Below are 20,317 nucleotides of genomic sequence, written 5' to 3' on the forward strand. Positions count from 1 at the left end.
GCGCCAGAATGCCGCGGAACTGGCTTTGCCAGGCCGCAGGCATTGCCCCCTTGAGGGGGTGACGGCCAGAGCATCGGGCCGGCGCGGGGGTGGGCTATCTCAACCAGCCTCGTTTGCGGAAGTAGAGCATCGGCAAGACCGCCGACAGCACCATCAGCGCCAGCGCCAGCGGGTAGCCGTAGTGCCACTTCAGCTCGGGCATGAAGTCGAAGTTCATGCCGTAGCTGCTGGCCACCAGCGTCGGGGGCAGCAGCGAGACGCTGGCCACAGAGAAGATCTTGATGATCTTGTTCTGGTTGATGTTGATGAAACCGACCGTCGCGTCCATCAGGAAGTTGATCTTGTCGAACAGGAAGGCCGTGTGGCTGTCGAGCGAGTCCAGGTCGCGCAGGATCTGGCGCGCATCCTCGAACTGTTCAACGCTGAGCATGCGGCTGCGCATCATGAAACTCACCGCGCGGCGCGTGTCCATCACGTTGCGGCGGATGCGGCCCGACATGTCCTCGTGCCGCGCGATCGCCGAGAGCGCCTCGCTCAGCAGGTTGTCCGAGGCGTTGCTGTCGAGCACCTTCTTGCTCACGGTCTCGATCTCGTCGTAGATGTCCTCGAGCGTGTCGGCGCAGTACTCGGCGTCGGCGTCGAACAGCATCAGCAGCACGTCCTTGGCGTCCTCGATCAGGCCCGGCATGCGGCGCGCGCGCATGCGCAGCAGGCGGAACACCGGCACGTCCTCGTCGTGGATGGAGAACAGCACGCCCCGGCTTTTGAGCGTGTCGTTGTGCTCGTTCAGGATGAAGGCCACGCGCACCGCGCGCGGGTCTTCGTCGTCGTCGATCAGGAAGTCCGAGCGCACATGCAGCTCGCCGTTGTCTTCCTCGAAGAAACGCGCCGATTCCTCGATGTCCTCGTCCATCGCGTCTTCGGGAATCGACAGGCCGAAGTGCTGCTTGACCCAGCGGCGTTCTTCGGGGGTGGGGTCTTCCAGGTCGACCCAGATGGGTTTGAAGCGGGCCAGCTCTTCGAGCGACTCGATTTCTTCCTGGAACAGGCGGCCATTGGCCAGGGTGAATACGTTGAGCATGACGGCGCTCCCGGCGGTTTCGTGCTGTCTGGCAAAGGGTCGAGGCCGGCTCCGCGGGCCTCGGGGGCGGTTCGGGTGCTGCTTTCAGCCGTCCGGCCGCCTGACCCAAAGCCGCTCGGGGGCGGCGCTCAGACGGTCGCGGGGGTGGCTGAAAGCACGCAACTGGGGGGCGTGCTTTCCATGCGGGTCTCCATGTGTGAAACAGGCCGAATTATGGCACCGCGGTGCCAGCCCCGAGGTCTTCGGATGTGCCAAAAAAACGCATCAGTTCGTCCTTTCGCCGCCAGGCGTCGTGTTCGCCCAACTCGATCAGGGCGTTGACGAAGCCCGGTTCGAAGAGCAGGTAGCTCGCCAGCGCGGCCGCGCTGCCGGCCGCTCCACGCCGCGTGTCCAGTGCGCCCAGGCCCGCCAGCGTGTTGCGGGTGGGCGCGGGCAGTTCGCGGATGTGCTTGCTCGCGAGCTCGTCCAGCGAGAAGCTGGGCTGGATCGCCAGCACCTCCACCGGCCGGTAGGGCAGCGCGGCGGCCAGGCTCGGCGGCAGCCGCGCCAGGGTCTGGCTCACGCGCTGGGTCTGTTCCACGTCGGCCTGCAGGGTGTCGTGGAACACGCTGGCCATGGCGTGGCCGGCGATGGTGCCTGCCGTGGGCTCGCTGCCGTTGCGCGCGGCCAGGCCGGCGCGCTGGGGTTGGCCGACGCCGATCACCAGGATGCGGCGCGCGCCGAACTGGATCGCCGGTGAGAGCGGCGAGAGCTGCCGCATCGAACCGTCGCCGAAATGCTCCTTGTGCCCGTCCACCCACAGCGGCACGGCCGGGAACAGGAAGGGGATGGCGCTCGAGGCCATCAGGTGCTCGATGGTGATGGGCTGGAACTCCGAGCGCCGCCCCGGCCGGTGCCAGGGCTGCACCGGGTGGCCGAGCCGGGTCTGGCAGAAGGTCCAGTGCTCGCCGGTCGTGTAGCTCGATGCCGTGACGCCCAGCACATGGATCAGCCGTTGCTCCAGCGCGCGTTCCAGGCCCTGCAGGTCGATCGCGCGGTGCAGCGTGTCCACCAGTGGCAGCGTGTCGAGCAGCGCACGGTGCCGGCGCACCTGCCGCGCCAGCGTGAGCCCGGCGACCACGCGGTTCGCGCGCACCCAACCGGGCGCTTCGAGCCGGTAGACGCGTTCCGAGCGCAGGCCGCTCCAGAACGTGGCCAGTTGCGACAGCGCGGGCAGGCCCTGGGTGGCGATGCTGCCCAGGTAACTCGCGTTGAGCGCGCCGGCCGAGGTGCCGAACAGCCACTGGAACGGAAAGACCGGCACCGCCGGGCCCGCGGTCGCTCGCGTGGCCAGCAGGGCGCCCACGGCCTTGAGCACGCCCACCTGGTACGCGGTGCGCGCGCCGCCCCCCATGAGCACCAGCGCGCAGGCGCCGTCACCGTATTCGGGTGACGCAGGCAGCAGCGTGTTGTGGGTGATGAGGGTGTCGAGGGACAAAGGGGTGTCGAAAGGTGTGAATCGTCACATCCTAAACAATCGCCGCGGCCGATGGGGCGGCCTCGGCCATCCAGCGCTGCAGCGCGCGGGGATCGACGGGCTTGTTCAGCAGGGTGATGTCCTGCCGCAGGTCCTCGTCCGTCAATTGCACGCTCGCGTCGCCGGTGATCACCAGGGCCGGCACCTCGCGTTCGAGAATGCCCCGAAGCCGGGAGATGGCCTGAAGGCCATCGAAGGTCTCGCTCAGGTGGTAGTCGACCACGATCAGCGAAATCGAGGCGCTGTTGTTCCATGCCAGGACGAGGGCGCCGCGCATCGTCTGCGCGCCCAGCACCCGATGGCCCAGGCCGCTCAGCAAATGCGTGAGCGCGCGAACCACCTGCTCGTCGTTGTCCAGCACCAGCACCACCTGAGTGGGCGCAGCCGGTGCAGATGTCCTGGTGGGGGCGGGCGCCTCGATCACGGGATCGCAGCGTGGCAGGAACACCGAGAACACCGAGCCCCGGCCCACGCGCGAGCGCACGTTGAGGCGCGCGTCCAGCAACTCCGCCGAACGATGGACGATCGACAGGCCCAGGCCGAAGCCACGCGACTGCGCCGATGCCCGGCGCGCATTGCTGGCTTGGTAGAACTCGTCGAACACCCGGGGCATGTCGCTTTCCGGAATGCCGATGCCGGTGTCCCAGACCTGAATTTCCACCTCGTCGCCCCGCCGCCGGGCACCCACCAGCACCCCGCCGCGCTCGCTGTAGCGCACCGCGTTGGCCACCAGGTTGAGCAGAACCGTGTGCAAGACCGCGGGATCGGCCTGCACCCACAGAGGGGTGTCCATCAGTCGGAGCCGAAGGCCCTTTGCCTTCGCCTGGTCGCGCAAGACCTCGCCGACCTGCAACAGGACGGGGTTGATCGCACAGGGGGCCCTTCGAACCATGACGGCGCCAGAGTCCAGCCGGGAGATTTCCATCAGCACCTGCAGCAACTGGCCCATGCTCTCCAGCACCGAATGCATGCGATCGGCGATATCGGCCAGCGCCTGAGGGGACGGCCGAGCGTGCCGCACCAGGCGCTGGAGCGCGGGGACAAACAGGCCCATGGCGTGGATGGGTTGCCGCAGATCGTGGCTGGCCGCGGCGAGAAACCGCGTCTTTCGGCGCTCGGACGCTTCGGCATGCTCCTTGGCCCGGGTGAGGCTTTCCACCAGCGCCTCGTTCTCCATGCGCAACTGGATCGATTGCCGCAGCGACAGGGGAATGCTGCGCGCGAACGAGGCGGTGAACACCAGAAACAGCAGCGACAGCAGCCCCAGGATGGTCAAGGCCGAACCGCCCGCGATCAGGCAGTGGATCGAAAAGGGCAACGAACAGGGAATGGCAAATGCCAGGTGCGCGGGCCAGTACGATCCGATCGACTGGGTGGCGCTGGAGAGGATGCCGCATAGCACGATCGCGATGATGGCCTGCGTGTACAGGTCATCGGGGGTGAAGAACAGCAGCGTGATCGAGCCCCACATCAGGCCGGCGCCGCCTGAGGTCGCGATCAGCACGAGCGCCCACCGGCGTGCGTTGGCGTCGGTGACGGGGTATCGCTGCCGGCCAAGGTACAGCACCAGGCGCAAGGCCGAATACAGCGCCATCCCTGCCCACCAGCCCAGCACCAGATCCGAGGGCTGATGCCGCAGGATCAGCAGCCAGGCGGCACCACTGGCCAGCAGCACGGTGCCCACCGCCATGCCCGGCAGGTGGCGCAAGAGGATGCTCACCTGCTCATGCAACAGGCGCTGTTTCAGCTTCAACGTGTCGACGGTGTCGGGCATGAACAAATTCGTACCTGAGGCCACCCCTCGGTCGCTTGCCAACTCCCGTGTGGCTGCCAGTTTACGCTTCTGGCACTGCAGCGTTTCATCGGTTTATCACGCTTTGTTGCCCCCTGCGGCTTGCGCCGGCGGGCATTCATGGGCATAGTGGTCTCAAGACATCCCCGTGGCCGTCGGGAGGTCTTGCCCCAGGCGGCTTGTGTCAACCCGGAGCAAATGGAGGCTCATCTATGAACCTGACGATCAGCGGTCACCACCTCGAGGTCACACCCGCCTTGCGCGGTTACGTCACCACCAAACTGGAACGCATCTCCCGACACTTCGATCAAGTGGTCGACATCAAGGTGCTGTTGACGGTGGACAACCTCAAGGAGAAGGACCTGCGACAAAAGGCCGAGTGCAATGTCCACGTCAAAGGGCGCGACCTGTTTGCGGAAAGCGTCCATGCCGATCTGTATGCGGCGGTAGACGAACTGGCCGACAAACTGGACCGCCAGGTGCTGCGCTACAAGGACAAGACGCAAGACCATCACCACGGTACGGTCAAACGGTTGATGTGACCCCGCTCACGGCTCCCGGCGCCGGGAGCGTGAAGAATGTTGCATTGCAGCAAGCCGCTTGATATGTCAAGCGGCTTTTTTGTGCCCGCAGTCTAGCCAAGGGACACCAACTCGGCATAATTTGCGGTCCGAAAGGGCCCACATGAACCGACTTTCCGCCATATTGCCCGCCGTGCAAGTGCTCGTTGGCGTCGATGCCACCAGCAAGAAACGCGCATTCGAAGAGGCAGGCCTGCTGTTTGAAACCGAGCACGGACTCAACCGCGCCCTGATCACCGACAGCCTCTTCGCGCGTGAGCGTCTTGGTTCCACCGGGCTCGGCCATGGCGTGGCCATCCCCCACGGGCGCATCAAGGGTCTCAAGCAGCCGCTGGCCGCGGTGTTCCAGCTCGCCAGCCCGATCGGCTTCGACGCGCCCGACGAGCAGCCGGTGCAGTTCATGATCTTCCTCTTGGTGCCCGAAGTGGCCACGCAGAAGCACCTCGAAATCCTGTCCGAGATCGCCGAGATGCTCAGCGACAGCGCCCTGCGCGAGCAGATGAAGACCTCCACCGACGCTGCCGAGCTGCACAAGCTGATCACGTCCTGGCAGTCGGCCCACGCCGCCGCCTGAATTTTGAGCCGCCACGCTTCACCGTTTCACGGGTCGCTGCCCCCCAAGGGGCTTGACCAGCCTTGGGGCAGCCCTGCGGCTGGCCACTCGCCTTGAAACCCACCGTCGTCAGCGCCGATGTCCTGTTCGAGGACCATCGCGACGCCCTGAAATGGCAGTGGATCGCCGGCCTCGGGGCCTCCGAGCGCCGTTTCGACGAAGTCGCCATCCGCGCCGCGCGTTCCGGCGCCGATCTGGTCGGGTACCTCAACTACATCCACCCCTACCGCGTGCAGGTGTTCGGCGAGCGCGAAGTCGCCTACCTCACCAGCCCCAGTGAGGACGACAACCGACGCCGCGTGGCGCGCATCGTCACGCTGGAGCCGCCGGTGCTGGTGGTGGCCGACGGGCAGACCGCGCCCGACGCCCTCACCGCGATGTGCGAGCGGGCCCAGATCCCGATGTTCTCCACGCAGGAGTCGGCGGCTTTTGTCATCGACGTGCTGCGTGCCTATCTTTCGCGCCACTTCGCCGACCGTTCCTCCATGCACGGTGTGTTCATGGACATCCTGGGCATGGGCGTGCTGATCACCGGCGAATCCGGGCTGGGCAAGAGCGAACTGGGCCTGGAACTGATCTCGCGCGGCCACGGCCTGGTGGCCGATGACGCGGTGGACCTCTACCGCATCAACCAGACCAGCATCGAGGGCCGTTGCCCCGAGCTGTTGCAGAACCTGCTCGAGGTGCGCGGCATCGGCCTGCTCGACATCAAGGCCATCTTTGGCGAGACCGCGGTGCGCCGCAAGATGCGGCTCTCGCTGATCGTGCACCTGGTGCGCCGAGAAACCATGGAGCGGGACTACGAGCGCATGCCCCACGAGCCGCTGTACCAGGACGTGCTGGGCGTGCCGGTGCGCAAGGCGGTGATCCAGGTGGTGGCCGGCCGCAACATCGCCGTGCTGGTGGAAGCGGCCGTGCGCAACACCATCCTGCAGCTGCGCGGCATCGACACCTACCAGGAATTCGTCTCACGCCACCGCGCGGCCATGTCGCGCAGTGAGTAGAAGGAACACCCCCGCGCCGCCTGCGGCGTCACCCCCTCCAGGGGACAGTGCCTGCGGCCTGGCAAAGCCAGTTCCGCGGCGCTTCTTGAGAAGAAAACCCGGGTGCGTTCGTCAGGTGACGCGGTGCACGTTGCCCCGGTGCGGGCAGTCGGTCTTGCTGCAATTGGCGTAGAGCGACAGCGCGTGCTCTTGCAGCACGAAGCCACGGGCCTTGGCCACCATCTGCTGGCGCTTCTCGATCTCGGCGTCGAAAAACTCCTCGACCCGGCCACAGTCCAGGCAGACCAGGTGATCGTGGTGCTGGCCTTCGTTGAGTTCGAACACCGATTTGCCCGACTCGAAGTTGCTGCGCGTGAGCAGGCCCGCCTGCTCGAACTGCATCAGCACGCGGTAGACCGTGGCCAGGCCGATGTCCGAGCGTTCTTCGAGCAGCACGCGAAACACGTCTTCGGCCGTCATGTGCCGTTGCTTGGCGTTCTGGAACACCTCCAGAATCTTCAGCCGGGGCAGGGTGGCCTTGAGCCCCGTGCTCTTGAGTTCTTCGATGTTGGTCATGGCAGGCAGGTGCAAGGGGTTGAAACAGGCGCAAATGAGCGCCACCGGGCATCGCCGACCCCTGGGGTGGGTGCCCTCCGGTGCAGGACCCCGGGGCTACAATGACCGGATCATATCGCCAGCGTCCGCCGGCTGCCGCATTTTTCCCTGTGCGGCACACGGCGTTACGCCTCCAGGGTCAGCCCACATGCATTTCCTCTCACCCCGCCGCGCCCGTTCCACGAAGCCGTCCCCGCGTCTGGCGCACGCCCTGTGCGCGCTGATGGCCGTGGCCTCGCTCTCGGCCTGCAGCTACGTCCCGACCATCATCACCCCCTACAAGATCGACATCGTGCAGGGCAACGTGGTCACGCGTGAGCAGGCGCAGGCGCTCAAGCCCGGCATGTCGCGGGCCGAGGTGCGCGACATCCTGGGCTCGCCCCTGCTGTCCAGCGTGTTCCATGCCGACCGCTGGGACTACGTGTTCACCTTCCGCCGCCAGGGCCAGGAGCCCCAGCAGCGCAAGCTGACGGCGTTCTTCAAGGGCGAGACGCTCGAACGTTTTGAGGGCGACGAGCTGCCCAGCGAGGTGGAATTCGTGGCTTCGCTCGACGCGCGGCGCAAGTTCGGCAAGGTGCCGCCGCTGCAGGCCACCGAGGCCCAGCTGAAATCCTTCCAGGACAAGAACACCCCCCTGGCGCCCGAGCCGACGCCGCCGGCGCCATCGCCCGACACCGTCTACCCACCGCTGGAGAGCTCGGGAGCGGCACGTTGAGCGCCGCCGTGAACGCCGCCCTGCGCGTGTGTGTGGCCGGCGCCAGCGGCCGCATGGGCCAAATGCTGGTCGAAGCCGTGCGCGACAGCGGCGACTGCACCCTGACCGGCGCGCTCGACATCGCCGGCAGCCCGGCCATCGGCCAGGACGCGGCCGGCTTTGCGGGCCAAGCCAGTGGTGTGGCCATCACCGCCGACCTGACCGCCGGCCTCTCGGGCAGCCAGTTCCTGATCGACTTCACCCGCCCCGAGGGCACGATGGCGCATTTGCGCGAATGCGCGAAGCTGGGCGTGGCCGTGGTCATCGGCACCACCGGATTCACCGACGCGCAGAAGGCCGAGATCGCGCAGATCGCGAAGCAGATCCCCATCGTCATGGCGCCCAACATGAGCGTGGGCGTCAACGTCACGCTCAAGCTGCTGGAGATGGCGGCCAAGGCCATGGCCACGGGCTACGACATCGAGATCATCGAGGCGCACCACCGCCACAAGGTGGACGCGCCCAGCGGCACCGCCCTCAAGATGGGCGAGGTGATCGCCGACGCGCTGGGCCGCGACCTCAAGGAATGCGCGGTCTACGCGCGCGAAGGCGTCACCGGCGAGCGCGACCCGTCGACCATTGGTTTCGCGGCCATCCGCGGCGGCGACATTGTGGGCGACCACACCGTGCTGTTCGCGGGCACCGGCGAGCGCATCGAGATCACGCACAAGTCCAGCAGCCGCACCACCTACGCGCAGGGCAGCCTGCGCGCGGTGCGCTTCCTGGCGGGCAAACCGGCCGGGCTGTACGACATGTTCGACGTGCTCAGCCTGCGCTGAGCCCGGGTCCCCGCAGAAGAACCCCAGCGCCATGGACGCCAGCGCCCCGGTCGGGCTTTTGCAAACCCTGAGCCAGGCCGACGCGCTCGGCCGTGCCGTGGCCCTGCTGCTGCTGGCCATGTCGGTCGCGAGCTGGGTGGTCATTCTCTGGAAGGCCTGGCTGCTGCGCCGCGCCGCAGCCGACCTGAGCCTGAGCACCGCCGCCTTCTGGCAGGCCAGCGACCTGGACGACGCCCAGGCGCGCCTGGGCCGGTTCGACCCGCAGCGGATCGTGCTGCCCCTGCTGCAGGCCGCGCGCGGCCTGGACAGCGCAGCCCCCCACACCCTGGCTGCCGCCGGCGACCGCTCCCAACAGCTCACCCGTGTGCTGCGCGATGCCTTGCACCGCGTGCTGCACCGCCTGCAGTTCGGCCAGGTGCTGCTGGCCACCGTGGGCTCCACCGCGCCCTTCGTGGGCCTGCTGGGCACCGTCTGGGGCATCTACCACGCGCTCACCGGCATCGGGCTGGATGGGCCCTTCCGCATCGAGCAGGTGTCCGGCCCGGTGGGCGAGGCGCTGGTGATGACCGCCGCCGGCCTGGCGGTGGCGATTCCCGCCGTGCTCGCCTACAACGTGCTGGGCCGCCAGATCGCCCGCATCGAGGCCGACCTGGAAGGCTTCGCGCGTGACCTGCGCGAGCTCCTGGCGCATTCAGGGAGTCCATCGTGAGACCTGCCGCCGGGCCGCCCCAAGGCAGGTCAGCCCCCTCGGGGGGCAGCGACCCGCGTCAGCGGCGGAGCGTGGGGGCATGAGCTTCGGCAGGCTGGAACGCCCCACGGGCGACCGGCCCATGAGCGACATCAACGTCACGCCCCTGGTGGACGTGATGCTGGTGCTGCTGGTGATCTTCATCATTGCCGCCCCCTTCATGGCCAGCCGGCTGGCCCTGGAACTCCCCAAGGCCGAGGTGCCCGCCACCGCCCCGGCGGCGGCCGATGCCTTTGTTTCCCTGGCCCTGGACGCCCAGGGTCAGCTGCATTGGAACGACGAACCCCTGGCCGAGGACGCCTTGCGCCAGCGCCTGCAGGAGACTGCCCGGCGCAACCCCGCCACCGAGCTGCAGCTGCGCGCCGACGCCGCCGCGCCCTATGGCCGCGTGGTGCAGCTGATCGGCCTGGCGCAGAGCGCCGGCCTCTCGCGCATCGGCTTCGTGGCCGACAGCGCGCCCCCCGCCGCGCGCTGAATGCCGGGGCACGGGCGTGCGGATCGGGCCAAGGCCTAAAATCCCGCATCTCCCCGCGCCACCGCGCGCCCTCTCTCCTTTCACCCCGTCCCCGGCTGGTCCGGCCCCTGGTTCATGCAAGACAAATACGCCCACAAGGAAGTCGAGCGCGCCGCGCACGCCCACTGGAACGCCATCGACGCCTACCGCGTGAGCGAGGATGCGGGCAAGTCGAAGTTCTACGCCTGCTCGATGCTGCCTTACCCCAGTGGCAAGCTGCACATGGGGCATGTGCGCAACTACACCATCAACGACATGCTCGCGCGCCACCTGCGCATGAAGGGCCACAACGTCCTCATGCCCATGGGCTGGGACGCCTTCGGCCTGCCGGCCGAGAACGCCGCGCTCAAGAACGGCGTGCCACCCGCGAAGTGGACCTACGAAAACATCGCGTACATGAAGCAGCAGATGCAGGCCATGGGCCTGGCCATCGACTGGTCGCGCGAAGTTGCCACCTGCGACCCGAGCTACTACAAGTGGAACCAGTGGCTGTTCCTGCGCATGCTGCAAAAGGGCATCGCCTACCGCAAGACCCAGGTCGTCAACTGGGACCCGGTGGACCAGACCGTGCTGGCCAACGAGCAGGTGATCGACGGCAAGGGCTGGCGAACCGGCGCGGTGGTCGAGAAGCGCGAGATCCCGGGCTACTACCTCAACATCACCGCCTACGCCGACGAACTGCTCGACCATGTGCAGATCGGCAACCCCAAGGCCACGCTCAACGGCTGGCCCGACAAGGTGCGCCTGATGCAGGAAAACTGGATCGGCAAGAGCGAGGGCGTGCGCTTCGCTTTCCCCCACACGATTCAGGACGCCGGTGGCGCGCCGATCGGCGGCGGCCGGATGTACGTCTTCACCACGCGCGCCGACACCATCATGGGCGTGACCTTCTGCGCCGTGGCGCCCGAGCATCCGCTGGCCACGCACGCGGCCGAAGGCAACAAGACCCTGGCCGCGTTCATCGAAGAGTGCAAAACCGGCGGCACCACCGAAGCCGAACTCGCCACGCAGGAAAAGAAGGGCATGGCCACGGGCCTGACCGTCACCCACCCGCTCACCGGCAAGGAGGTGGATGTGTGGGTCGGCAACTACGTGCTCATGAGCTACGGCGACGGCGCCGTGATGGGCGTGCCCGCGCACGACGAGCGCGACTTCGCGTTCGCCAACAAGTACGGCATCGCGATCCAGCAGGTCGTGGCGGTCGAGGGCGAAACCTTCAGCACCGAGACCTGGGCCGACTGGTACGGCGACAAGCAGCGCGGCGTGTGCGTGAACTCCGGCGTGCTCGACGGCCTGGGCCACAAGGCCGCCGTCGACAAGGTCGCCGAGCTGTTGGCCGGCAAGGGCATGGGCGAGAAGAAGACCACCTTCCGCCTGCGCGACTGGGGCGTGAGCCGCCAGCGCTACTGGGGCACCCCCATTCCCATCATCCACTGCGCCGAACACGGCGCCGTGCCCGTGCCCGAGCAGGACCTGCCGGTCGTGCTGCCGCAGGACTGCATTCCCGACGGTTCGGGCAACCCGCTGCACAAGCACGAGGGCTTCCACGCCGGCGTGGTCTGCCCCGTGTGCGGTGCGCCCGCGCGCCGCGAGACCGACACCATGGACACCTTCGTGGACTCGTCCTGGTACTTCATGCGCTACTGCGACCCCACCAACGACGAGCAGATGGTCGCTGGCGGCGCGGACTACTGGATGCCGATGGACCAGTACATCGGCGGCATCGAACACGCCATCTTGCACCTGCTGTACGCGCGCTTCTGGACCAAGGTGATGCGCGACCTCGGCCTGGTCAAGGTCGACGAGCCTTTCACCCACCTGCTCACGCAGGGCATGGTGCTCAACCACATCTACAGCCGGCGCACCGCCAAGGGCGGCAAGGACTACTTCTGGCCGCACGACGTGGACCACGTGCTCGACGAAGGCGGCAAGATCGTGGGCGCCAAGCTCAAGAACCCCGCCACCAGCGGCGACGGCATGCTGCCCGTGGGCACACCGATCGACTACGAGGGCGTGGGCACCATGTCCAAGTCCAAGAACAACGGCGTGGACCCGCAAGACCTGATCGAGAAATACGGCGCCGACACCGCGCGCCTGTACACCATGTTCACCGCACCGCCCGAAGCCACGCTGGAGTGGAACGACGCGGCGGTGGAGGGCAGCTACCGCTTCCTGCGCCGCGTGTGGGCCTTCGGCGTGAAGCTCTCGGCCACCGCTGGCCTGGGCGCGCTCGCCGCCGGCGTGGCGGGCCAGGCATTGTCCAAGCCCGCCAAGGCGCTGCGGCTGGAAATCCACACCGTGCTCAAGCAGGTGGACTACGACTACCAGCGCATGCAATACAACACCGTGGTCTCAGGCGCGATGAAGATGCTCAACGCGCTGGAAGACTTCAAGCCCGACGGCTCCGCCGGCGACAACGCCGCGCTGGCCGAAGGCTTCGGCATCCTGCTGCGCTCGATCTACCCGGCCACGCCGCACATCGCGCACACGCTCTGGAGCGACCTGGGCTACGCGGGCGAGCTGCTCGATGCGCCCTGGCCCGAGGCCGACCCCGCCGCGCTGCAGCGTGACGAGATCGAACTCATGCTGCAGATCAACGGCAAGCTGCGCGGCAGCGTGACCGTGCCCGCCGCAGCGGACAAGGCCACCATCGAAGCCGCGGCGCTGGCCAGCGAAGCCTTCATCAAGCAGGCCGCGGGCGCCGCGCCGAAAAAGGTGGTGGTCGTGCCCGGTCGCCTGGTCAACGTGGTCATCTGAAAGTCGATACATGCCAACCCGCCGCGCGCTCCCTTCGTCTCCTTCCGCCACGCGCCGCCGCGCGCTGTTGCAACTGGCGGCGGGCGCCGTGGTGCTGACGGGCGGCGTTGCCGGCTGCGGCTTCAAGCTGCGCCAGGCGCCCACCTTCGCCTTCAAGACCGTGCGCTTCGCCAGTGCCGCGAGCACACCCGTGGCGTACGAGTTGCGGAAGGCGCTGCTCACCAACGGCCTGCAGGTGGTGAGCGGTGCGGCACCCGCCGACGTGGTGTTGACCGTGGTTGCCGACCAGCGCGAGCGCATCGCCGTGGGCCAGACGGCCGCCGGCCAGGTGCGCGAACTGCAGCTGCGCACGCGCTTCACCTTCCGCTTGCGCACGGCGACGGACAAGGAACTGATCGAGGACACGGAGCTGCTGCTCGAACGCGACCTGAGCTTCAACGAAACGGTCGTGCTCTCGAAGGCGGCCGAAGAAGAGCTGCTGTATCGGGACATGGTGAGCGATGCCGTGCAGCAGGTCGTGCGCCGCATGGCGGCGGTGAAATCCCTCTGACGAACAGCGCCCAGCGAGACCCATGCAGATCGCCCCACCCCAACTCACCGCCCAACTGCAGCGCGGGCTCAGGAGCCTGTACACCCTGCACGGTGACGAGCCCTTGCTGGTGCAGGAGGCGGCCGACGCGATCCGCGCGGTGGCGCGCGAGCAGGGCTACACCGAGCGCACGGTGCACACCGTGGCGGGCGCGCATTTCGATTGGGGCGAGGTGCTGGCCAGTGGCGGCTCGATGAGCCTGTTCGCCGACAAGCAGCTGATCGAGATCCGCATCCCTTCCGGCAAGCCTGGCAAGGACGGCTCGCAGGTGTTGCAGCAGATTGCCGAGGCTTCGCAGGGCAACGACAGCACGCTCACGCTGGTGCTGTTGCCGCGCCTGGACATGGCGACGCAGAAGGGCGCCTGGTTCGCGGCGCTGGAGAGTTTTGGCGCCACGGTGAAGCTGGACCCGGTGGACCGCAAGGCTTTGCCGCAGTGGATCGCGCAGCGCCTGCAGCAGCAGGGGCAACGCGTGGCCTCGGGCGAGGAGGGGCAGCGCACGCTGCAGTTCTTCGCCGACCGGGTGGAGGGCAACCTGCTGGCGGCGCACCAGGAGATCCAGAAGCTCGCGCTGTTGCATCCTGCGGGTGAACTCAGCTTCGAGCAGGTGGAGGGGGCGGTGTTGAACGTGGCCCGCTACGACGCCTTCAAGCTGGCCGAGGCGGTGCTGGGTGGGCAAGTGCAACGGGTGCAGCGCATGCTGGACGGTTTGCAGGCGGAGGGCGAGGCGCCGGTGTTGGTGCATTGGGCTTTGTCGGAAGACATTCGCACGCTGCACCGCATCCGCACCGCGATGGATGCGGGGCGGCCGTTGCCGATGGCTTTGCGCGAAAACCGGGTGTGGGGGGTGAAGGAGAAGCTCATGGAGCGGGCGATTCCTCTGCTCAGCATCGCCACCCTCTCGCGCTGGCTCGACGATGCGCACACGGTGGATGGCATCGTCAAGGGCCTCAAAGTGCCTACCTGGCCGGCCGATCCCTGGCAGGCTTTGCAGCAGATGGCCATGAAGGTTTCTTTGGCCTGTTCGGTTCGGTAGGCTTTCACCCCACTGGCCTGACGCGAGGTCTCAGCCAGAAACGCAACGAAAGCGAAAACCTCAAGCAGCCGAAGCACTGGACCGCAAAGCCGACTCCCGGAAGTCGCTGGGCGACTGCCCCGTGTGCTCGCGAAACACGCGGCTGAAGTGGGCCCCATTGTTGAAGCCCCAGGAAAACGCGATCTCCGTGATCGTGCGATGCGCCCGCGAAGGATGCGCCAGCTCCCGCATGCAAGCCTGAACGCGCTGCCGCTGGATGTAATGCGCCAGCGTATCGTCCTCCGCGCTGAACGCCTTGTGCAAATGCCGCTTGCTGCAATTCAGCGCCTGCGCAATGTGGTCCAACGTCAAAGATGGATCGCGCAAATGCTGCCCGATGTGCTCACGGATGCGATCGCGAAACGCCTCCAGCTGCGTCGTGCCGTTCTCGCGCCCCGACAACTCCTGCAACGACAAACGCACCAACTCCACGATCAGCTCACCCGCCCCCCGCGCCGCGTTCTCGCTCATCCCCGGCAACTCCTGGTACGTCGTGCGCATCGTCTCCAGCGCCACCCGCGCGATCCCGCTCACGCCGCCCACATGCCGCGCCATCAAAGGCTCCAGCCGCAAACCGCGCTCCGCCAGCTGCTCCTTCGGCAACATCACGATCAAGTGCTCCACCCGCTCCGGGTTCGCGATCTCGTAACTGCCCGTCGTGTCGTAAATCGCCCAGCCCCCCGGCCGCACCCAGGCCTCGCGGTTGTGCTGCTGCACCCCCGCGCTGCCCTGCCACGGCGCCACGATCTTCAAATACGCCCGCTCGCTGCCCCGCGCCAACTGCGGGCTGCGCAGCACCCGGTGTCGGTTCGCCTCCAGCTTGGTCAACACCACGTCGCCCGCGTGCGAGGCGTGCATGTGGCCGTCGAAACCCACGTCGCCATACAGGTCCGACTCCAGGCCCCCGAAATGCGTCCACACCCAGTCGCGCCAGATCGCCGCCCGCTCGCCCGGGGCGACGGCATCGGTGGTCATGGTGGATGACGGGGAGGGGGCGGTCATGGGCCGGATTATCGGGCGCGGTCCGCCCAGGCGCGGCGCGCGAGGTCAAGGGTTAACCCGAATCGGCGTGCACATTCCGACAAGCAGGCAGTGCACGGCCAGCATAGCGGCGCGCCCCGGTTCTCCCTACGATGCGGCTTGGTCCACCACAACTCCAGGAGACACACCATGGCCCATCCCAATCGCCGTCTGGTCATTCAAAGCGCCGCCGCCACGGTGGGCGCCATGTCCTTCGCGCCCCAGTTGCTCGCGCAATCCGCGCCCGTGCGCGTCGGCTACTCCATGTCGCGCACCGGCCCGTGGACGGGCGGTGCCCAGGTCAGCCAGGAACCCAACTACCTGCTGTGGGCCGAACAGCAGAACGCCGCGGGCGGCCTCGATGTGAAAGGCGTGCGCCGCAAGATCGAGCTCATCAGCAGCGACGACCGCAGCGACATGGAAACCGTCGTGCGCACCTACGAAAAACTCATGGGCAGCGACAAGGTCGACCTCGTCCTCCCGCCCTGGGGCAGCAACGCCAACTTCGCCGTCGCCCCGCTGGCCAACCGCCTGGGTTACCCCTTCCTCGCGCCCACCGCGCTCTCGCGCCGCCTGGCCGAGATGAAGTTGCCTTACTTCTTCCTCCTGCTGCAGCAGCCCAAGCCCATGTGCGACGCGCTGGTGGAGATGTTCAAGGCCAACGGCGTGAAGACCGTGGCCGTCGTCTACGTGGACGACCTCTTCGGGCTCGAAAACTACTCCGCCCTCAAGGTCGCGCTGCAAGGCACCGGCATCAACCTCGTGCAGGAAACCAGCTACCCCGGTGGCGTGAAAGACCTCTCGCCCACGCTGCGCAGCATCAAGGACAAGAACCCCGACGCCTTCGTCGGTTTCACCTACCCGCCCGACACCATCCTCGCCAGCCGCCAGGCCAAGGAAATCGGCTTCAACCCCAAGTTCTTCTACGCCTCGGTGGGCACCGCTTTCCCGCTCTACAAGAACGTCATGACCCCCGCCGGCGCCGAAGGCGTGCTCGGCATGGGCTCGTGGAACAGCAAGACCAGCCCGGGCGCCAAGGCCTACTTCGATGCCCACGTCGCCAGCCAGAAGAAGGAACCCGATCGCTGGGCCAGCGGCGCCTGCTGGGCCGGCCTGGAAATCCTCACCAACGCCGTGAAGGCGCAGGGCCTGGACCGCAAGGCCATCCGCGACTACGTGGCCAACACCACCCACAAGACCATCATCGGCGACATCAAGTTCAGCGGCAGCGAGAACGTGGGCACGCCCGGCACCGTGGGCCAGTGGCAGAACGGCGAGTTCGAGGTGGTGTGGCCGCAGAAAGTCGCCACCGCCAAGCTGAACCCCAGCAAACCGGCCTGGAAGTGAACACTTGTCTTTCTCTGCCTGGCTAGAACTCATCGCCTCCGGTCTCATCACCGGAGGCATCTACGCACTCGTCGCGCTCGGGCTGAACCTTCAGTACGGGCTCATGCGCATCCTCAACATCGCGCACGGCGAGTTCCTCATGGTGGGGGCCTTCCTCACCTGGATGGTGCAAACCTCCTTCGGCCTCTCGCCGCTGCTCATGATCCCGGTCTCGTTCGGCCTGCTGTTCGCGCTCGGCGTGGCGGTGCACTGGCTGTGCTTCCGCCGCCTCACCGCCACCTCGCCCAACCTCGACGTGTTCGAGGCCCGCGGCCTCATGGTCGCCTTCGGCCTCATGTTCCTGGTGCAGAACTTCATCTCCTACGTGTGGGGCGGTGACCTGCGCGGCTACGACTACCTCACGCAGCCGCTGGCCATTCCCCTGCCGGGTGGCAGCGCGCAGTTCGCCGTCAACAAGCTGGTGGTGTTCGGGCTGGCCCTGTTGTTCTCGGGCGCGCTCATCCTGCTGCTGCGCACCACGCTGCTGGGCAAGGGCGTTCGCGCGCTCATGCAGTCGCCCACCGGCGCGCAGCTGATGGGCATCAACACCAAGCGCCTGCACCCCATGATGTTCGGCATCGGCCTGGGCCTCTCGGGCGTGGCCGGCTGCCTGCTCTCCATGGCCTACACCATCAGCCCCTCCATGGGCGAGCCCTACACCGTCACCGCGCTCATCGTCATCACCCTCGGCGGCTTCGGCAGCATGGGCGGCGCGCTCGCGGGCGGCCTGCTGCTCGGCGTCATCGAAGCCCTGGGCATGCACTTCACCAACCCCTCACTCAAGGCCTTGCTGAGCTACGTCGTCTTCATCGGCGTGCTGCTGCTGCGGCCCGAAGGACTCTTCGCTCGAAAGAGTCGCAAAGCATGAATTCCCGCCAGTTCCTCATCCGCGACCTGCTGGTCCTCTTCGGCTTCGCCGGCTGGGCCGTGGCCTTGCCCGGCTTCGCCAGCGAGTTCGTCGTCTCCATGGCGCTCACCTGCCTGATGTACGTCGCGCTCTCCTCCAGCTGGGCGCTCTTCTGCGGCACCACGCGCTACCTCTCGCTCGCCACCTCGGCCTTCTTCGGCATCGGCGCCTACGCCAGCGCCATCCTGCTCGAGAAGGTGTCCTGGGCGCAGGCCATCGGCCTGGGCGCGCTCATCGCGGCCGGTGTGGCCATCGTTATGGGCGCGGCCGTGCTGCACCTGCGCGGCACCTACTTCGCCGTGCTCACCTTCGGCATGACCGAGCTCATCCGCCACGCCATCAGCTACTTCGAAAAATCCGTCACCGGCACCGTGGGCCGCGTGCTCATGGTCGTGCCCGAGCGCGACACCATCTACTTCACCGTGCTGCTGCTCGCGGTGGGCACGGTGGCGCTCTCCATCGCCATCCGCCGCACGCGCTTCGGCCTGGCCATGCTCGGCATCGGCGCCGACGAACAGCGCGCGCAGACCCTGGGCGTGAACACCCGCCTCGTCAAGATCGCCGGCTTTGCGCTCACGGCGGCCGTGGCCGGCGCGGTGGGCGCGGCCATGTCGGTGCGCTGGACCTACATCGACCCCCACACCGTGTTCAACCCCTTCATCGGCTTCCAGACCGTGCTCATCGCCCTCATCGGTGGCGCGGCCACGCTGTGGGGCCCGCTGATCGCGGCCATCGTCTTCAGCGTGCTCGCCGAAACCCTGCGCCTGCAGGTGCCGCAGGTCTACATGATGTCGCTCGGTCTGCTGCTCATCCTCGCCGTGCTCTACCTGCCCGGCGGCCTGGCCTCGCTGCGCGCCGACACCTTCCGCGCCTGGCGCGACGACGCCAAGGTCTGGTGGGCGGACATCAAGGACGACCTGAGCGGCGAAACCAAACGCCGCAAGCAGCGCGAGAAAGACCAGCGGGAGCGCAGCCATGTCTACTGAACGGCAAGCCCTGCTCGACGCCCGCGACGTCACCGTGCGCTTCGGCGGCCTCACGGCGGTGGACGCCGTCAGCGCGCGCTTCCTGCCTGGTGAACTGGTCGGCATCATCGGCCCCAACGGCGCCGGCAAGACCACCTTCTTCAACGCCATCTCGGGCGTGACCAAGCCCACCAGTGGCGCGCTCTCGGTGCAGGGGCGCGAACTCGCCGGCCAGGGCCCGCACCGCTTCGCCGCCAACGGCCTGGCGCGCACCTTCCAGACGCCGCGCGTCTTCGGCGACATGGCCGTGCGCGACAACATCGCCTTCGGCCTCAAGTTCGCCGGCCGCCGCCCGCGCAAGTACATCCTGTGGGGCGAAGAAGCCTCCGTGCCCTGGGTGCTGCGCACGCCGGAAAGCATCCTCGGCCTCATCGGCCTGAGCGCCCAGGCCGACCTGCCCGCCGCCGCCATCACGCCCTCGCAGCAGCGCCTGCTCGAAATCGGCATGGCCCTGGCCACGCGCCCGCGCCTGCTGCTGCTCGACGAAGTGGCCGCCGGCCTCACCGAAAACGAGGTGGAGGAAATGGCGCGCCTCATCCGCCGCCTGCGCGACGAGCTCGACCTCACCGTGGTCTGGATCGAACACGCTGTCACCACCTTGCTGCGCCACGTGGAGCGCGTGATCGTGCTGCACCAGGGCCGCAAGATCGCCGACGGCACACCCACCGAGGTGGTGCGCAACGCCGAAGTGATCGAGGCCTACCTGGGCGACGAGATGAACGAAGCAGCAGCAGAAGAAGAGGCCGCCGCATGATGTGGTACCGACCCACCCCCTTCGAACTCGGCGGCGGCGCGCGTGCGCGCCTCAAGGTCGACGGCCTGTCCGCCGGCTACGGCGCCTTCCTCGTGCTGCGCGGCGTCAAGCTCGACATCCAGCCCGGCCTCACCGTCGTGCTCGGCCCCAACGGCGCGGGCAAGACCACGCTGCTCAAGGCGCTCAACGGCCTCATCCCGCGCAGCGGAACCGTGCTGCTCGACGGCCAGGAACTCGCCGAGAAAACCCACGAGATCGTGCAGGCCGGCGTGGCCCTTGTGCCCGAAGGCCGGCAGCTGTTCCCGCAGATGACCGTGACGGAAAACCTCGAACTCGGTGGCTGGCTCGTGCCCAAGACCGAGCGCGCCCAACGGCTCGAACAGGCTTTCGCCGATTTCCCCAAACTCAAGGAACGCGCCACGCAGCTCGCCGGCACCATGAGCGGCGGCGAACAGCAGATGGTGGCCGTGGCCCGCGCCATGATGTGCGCGCCGCGCCTGCTCATGCTCGACGAACCCTCGCTCGGCCTCGCGCCGCGCATGGTCGATGAACTGCTCGCCATCGTGCGCCGCATCGCCGACGCCGGCACCACCGTGCTCATGGTCGAACAGAACGTGAAGAAGGCCCTCGCCGTCGCCGACCGGGGCTACGTGCTCGAACGCGGCACGCTCGTCGCCAGCGGCCCGGCCAAGCTGCTCGCGCGCTCCACCGTCATCCGCGAGGCCTACCTCGGCGTCGACAAGGACCCCGCCAGCGGCACCACCAGCGCGGCCGACGCCGTGCAACGCCGCAAGGCCGTGGCCGTCGCTGCCACCACCCACTGAACAC

At 67.5% G+C, this 20,317-nt stretch carries 20 protein-coding genes; 15 read left to right on the plus strand and 5 right to left on the minus strand.

Going from position 1 to position 20,317, the window contains the following annotated elements; translation table 11 throughout:
* Positions 1-94: 94 nt before the first annotated feature.
* From corA to ABSY19_RS15790, 3 genes are all read right to left on the minus strand, one after another.
* Positions 95-1,081, minus strand: a complete 987-nt coding sequence (gene corA, locus ABSY19_RS15780) for a magnesium/cobalt transporter CorA (protein WP_382153164.1) — start codon at positions 1,079-1,081, stop codon at positions 95-97.
* Between the two features lie 211 nt (positions 1,082-1,292).
* On the minus strand, positions 1,293-2,558 hold the full coding sequence (locus tag ABSY19_RS15785) for a patatin-like phospholipase family protein (RefSeq protein WP_382153167.1): 1,266 nt from the start codon (positions 2,556-2,558) through the stop codon (positions 1,293-1,295).
* A 31-nt stretch (positions 2,559-2,589) separates the two neighbouring features.
* A complete protein-coding gene (locus ABSY19_RS15790) occupies positions 2,590-4,371 on the minus strand; it encodes an ATP-binding protein (RefSeq protein ID WP_382153170.1) in 1,782 nt (593 codons plus the stop codon).
* 230 nt (positions 4,372-4,601) lie between these two features.
* Here ABSY19_RS15790 and hpf point away from each other — a divergent pair, with 230 nt between their 5' ends.
* The 3 genes from hpf (at position 4,602) to hprK (ending at position 6,587) form a co-directional block, all read left to right on the plus strand.
* A complete protein-coding gene (gene hpf / locus ABSY19_RS15795; protein ID WP_291113681.1) occupies positions 4,602-4,931 on the plus strand; it encodes a ribosome hibernation-promoting factor, HPF/YfiA family in 330 nt (109 codons plus the stop codon).
* Between the two features lie 142 nt (positions 4,932-5,073).
* On the plus strand, positions 5,074-5,544 hold the full coding sequence (locus tag ABSY19_RS15800; protein ID WP_382153173.1) for a PTS sugar transporter subunit IIA: 471 nt from the start codon (positions 5,074-5,076) through the stop codon (positions 5,542-5,544).
* Between the two features lie 92 nt (positions 5,545-5,636).
* Positions 5,637-6,587 (plus strand): HPr(Ser) kinase/phosphatase, encoded by a 951-nt coding sequence (gene hprK, locus ABSY19_RS15805; RefSeq protein ID WP_291113686.1) that lies wholly within the window; start codon positions 5,637-5,639, stop codon positions 6,585-6,587.
* Between the two features lie 111 nt (positions 6,588-6,698).
* On the opposite strand, the gene fur is transcribed toward hprK, so the two are convergent.
* A complete protein-coding gene (gene fur, locus ABSY19_RS15810) occupies positions 6,699-7,142 on the minus strand; it encodes a ferric iron uptake transcriptional regulator (protein WP_291113688.1) in 444 nt (147 codons plus the stop codon).
* A 187-nt stretch (positions 7,143-7,329) separates the two neighbouring features.
* On the opposite strand from fur, the gene ABSY19_RS15815 reads away from it, so the two are divergent.
* The 7 genes from ABSY19_RS15815 to holA all read left to right on the plus strand — a co-directional run bounded on the left by ABSY19_RS15815 (position 7,330) and on the right by holA (position 14,358).
* A complete protein-coding gene (locus ABSY19_RS15815) occupies positions 7,330-7,896 on the plus strand; it encodes an outer membrane protein assembly factor BamE (RefSeq protein WP_382153176.1) in 567 nt (188 codons plus the stop codon).
* Positions 7,897-7,949: 53 nt separating this feature from the next.
* Positions 7,950-8,714, plus strand: a complete 765-nt coding sequence (dapB, locus tag ABSY19_RS15820; protein ID WP_382163832.1) for a 4-hydroxy-tetrahydrodipicolinate reductase — start codon at positions 7,950-7,952, stop codon at positions 8,712-8,714.
* A gap of 31 nt (positions 8,715-8,745) precedes the next feature.
* A complete protein-coding gene (locus ABSY19_RS15825; protein WP_382153179.1) occupies positions 8,746-9,423 on the plus strand; it encodes a MotA/TolQ/ExbB proton channel family protein in 678 nt (225 codons plus the stop codon).
* A gap of 79 nt (positions 9,424-9,502) precedes the next feature.
* Complete coding sequence (locus tag ABSY19_RS15830) at positions 9,503-9,937, plus strand: ExbD/TolR family protein (protein ID WP_382153181.1); 435 nt, start codon at positions 9,503-9,505, stop codon at positions 9,935-9,937.
* A 114-nt stretch (positions 9,938-10,051) separates the two neighbouring features.
* A complete protein-coding gene (gene leuS, locus ABSY19_RS15835; RefSeq protein WP_382153184.1) occupies positions 10,052-12,733 on the plus strand; it encodes a leucine--tRNA ligase in 2,682 nt (893 codons plus the stop codon).
* Between the two features lie 10 nt (positions 12,734-12,743).
* Complete coding sequence (lptE, locus tag ABSY19_RS15840) at positions 12,744-13,283, plus strand: LPS assembly lipoprotein LptE (protein ID WP_382153187.1); 540 nt, start codon at positions 12,744-12,746, stop codon at positions 13,281-13,283.
* 22 nt (positions 13,284-13,305) lie between these two features.
* Positions 13,306-14,358, plus strand: coding sequence for a DNA polymerase III subunit delta (gene holA / locus ABSY19_RS15845; protein ID WP_382153190.1), 1,053 nt, complete (start codon positions 13,306-13,308; stop codon positions 14,356-14,358).
* Positions 14,359-14,418: 60 nt separating this feature from the next.
* Here the strand turns inward: holA and ABSY19_RS15850 are convergent, their stop codons facing one another.
* Positions 14,419-15,399 (minus strand): helix-turn-helix domain-containing protein, encoded by a 981-nt coding sequence (locus ABSY19_RS15850; protein ID WP_382153193.1) that lies wholly within the window; start codon positions 15,397-15,399, stop codon positions 14,419-14,421.
* Between the two features lie 168 nt (positions 15,400-15,567).
* Here ABSY19_RS15850 and ABSY19_RS15855 point away from each other — a divergent pair, with 168 nt between their 5' ends.
* Genes ABSY19_RS15855 through ABSY19_RS15875 form a run of 5 tightly spaced genes read left to right on the plus strand, consistent with a single transcriptional unit; the run spans position 15,568 to position 20,313 of the window.
* Entirely contained in the window at positions 15,568-16,764 is a 1,197-nt protein-coding gene (locus tag ABSY19_RS15855) for an amino acid ABC transporter substrate-binding protein (RefSeq protein WP_382153195.1), read from the plus strand.
* A 4-nt stretch (positions 16,765-16,768) separates the two neighbouring features.
* The gene (locus tag ABSY19_RS15860) at positions 16,769-17,671 is read left to right on the plus strand and encodes a branched-chain amino acid ABC transporter permease (RefSeq protein ID WP_382153198.1); all 903 of its coding nucleotides are present in this window, start codon (positions 16,769-16,771) and stop codon (positions 17,669-17,671) included.
* A complete protein-coding gene (locus ABSY19_RS15865) occupies positions 17,668-18,696 on the plus strand; it encodes a branched-chain amino acid ABC transporter permease (RefSeq protein WP_382153201.1) in 1,029 nt (342 codons plus the stop codon). The genes ABSY19_RS15860 and ABSY19_RS15865 overlap by 4 nt, the downstream gene beginning before the upstream one ends.
* Positions 18,686-19,489 (plus strand): ABC transporter ATP-binding protein, encoded by an 804-nt coding sequence (locus ABSY19_RS15870; RefSeq protein ID WP_382153204.1) that lies wholly within the window; start codon positions 18,686-18,688, stop codon positions 19,487-19,489. The genes ABSY19_RS15865 and ABSY19_RS15870 overlap by 11 nt, the downstream gene beginning before the upstream one ends.
* The gene (locus ABSY19_RS15875; RefSeq protein WP_382153207.1) at positions 19,486-20,313 is read left to right on the plus strand and encodes an ABC transporter ATP-binding protein; all 828 of its coding nucleotides are present in this window, start codon (positions 19,486-19,488) and stop codon (positions 20,311-20,313) included. The genes ABSY19_RS15870 and ABSY19_RS15875 overlap by 4 nt, the downstream gene beginning before the upstream one ends.
* Positions 20,314-20,317 lie beyond the last annotated feature (4 nt).

This window comes from Hydrogenophaga sp. ANAO-22 (genome assembly GCF_042466645.1).
Taxonomy (GTDB): Bacteria; Pseudomonadota; Gammaproteobacteria; order Burkholderiales; family Burkholderiaceae_C; genus Hydrogenophaga.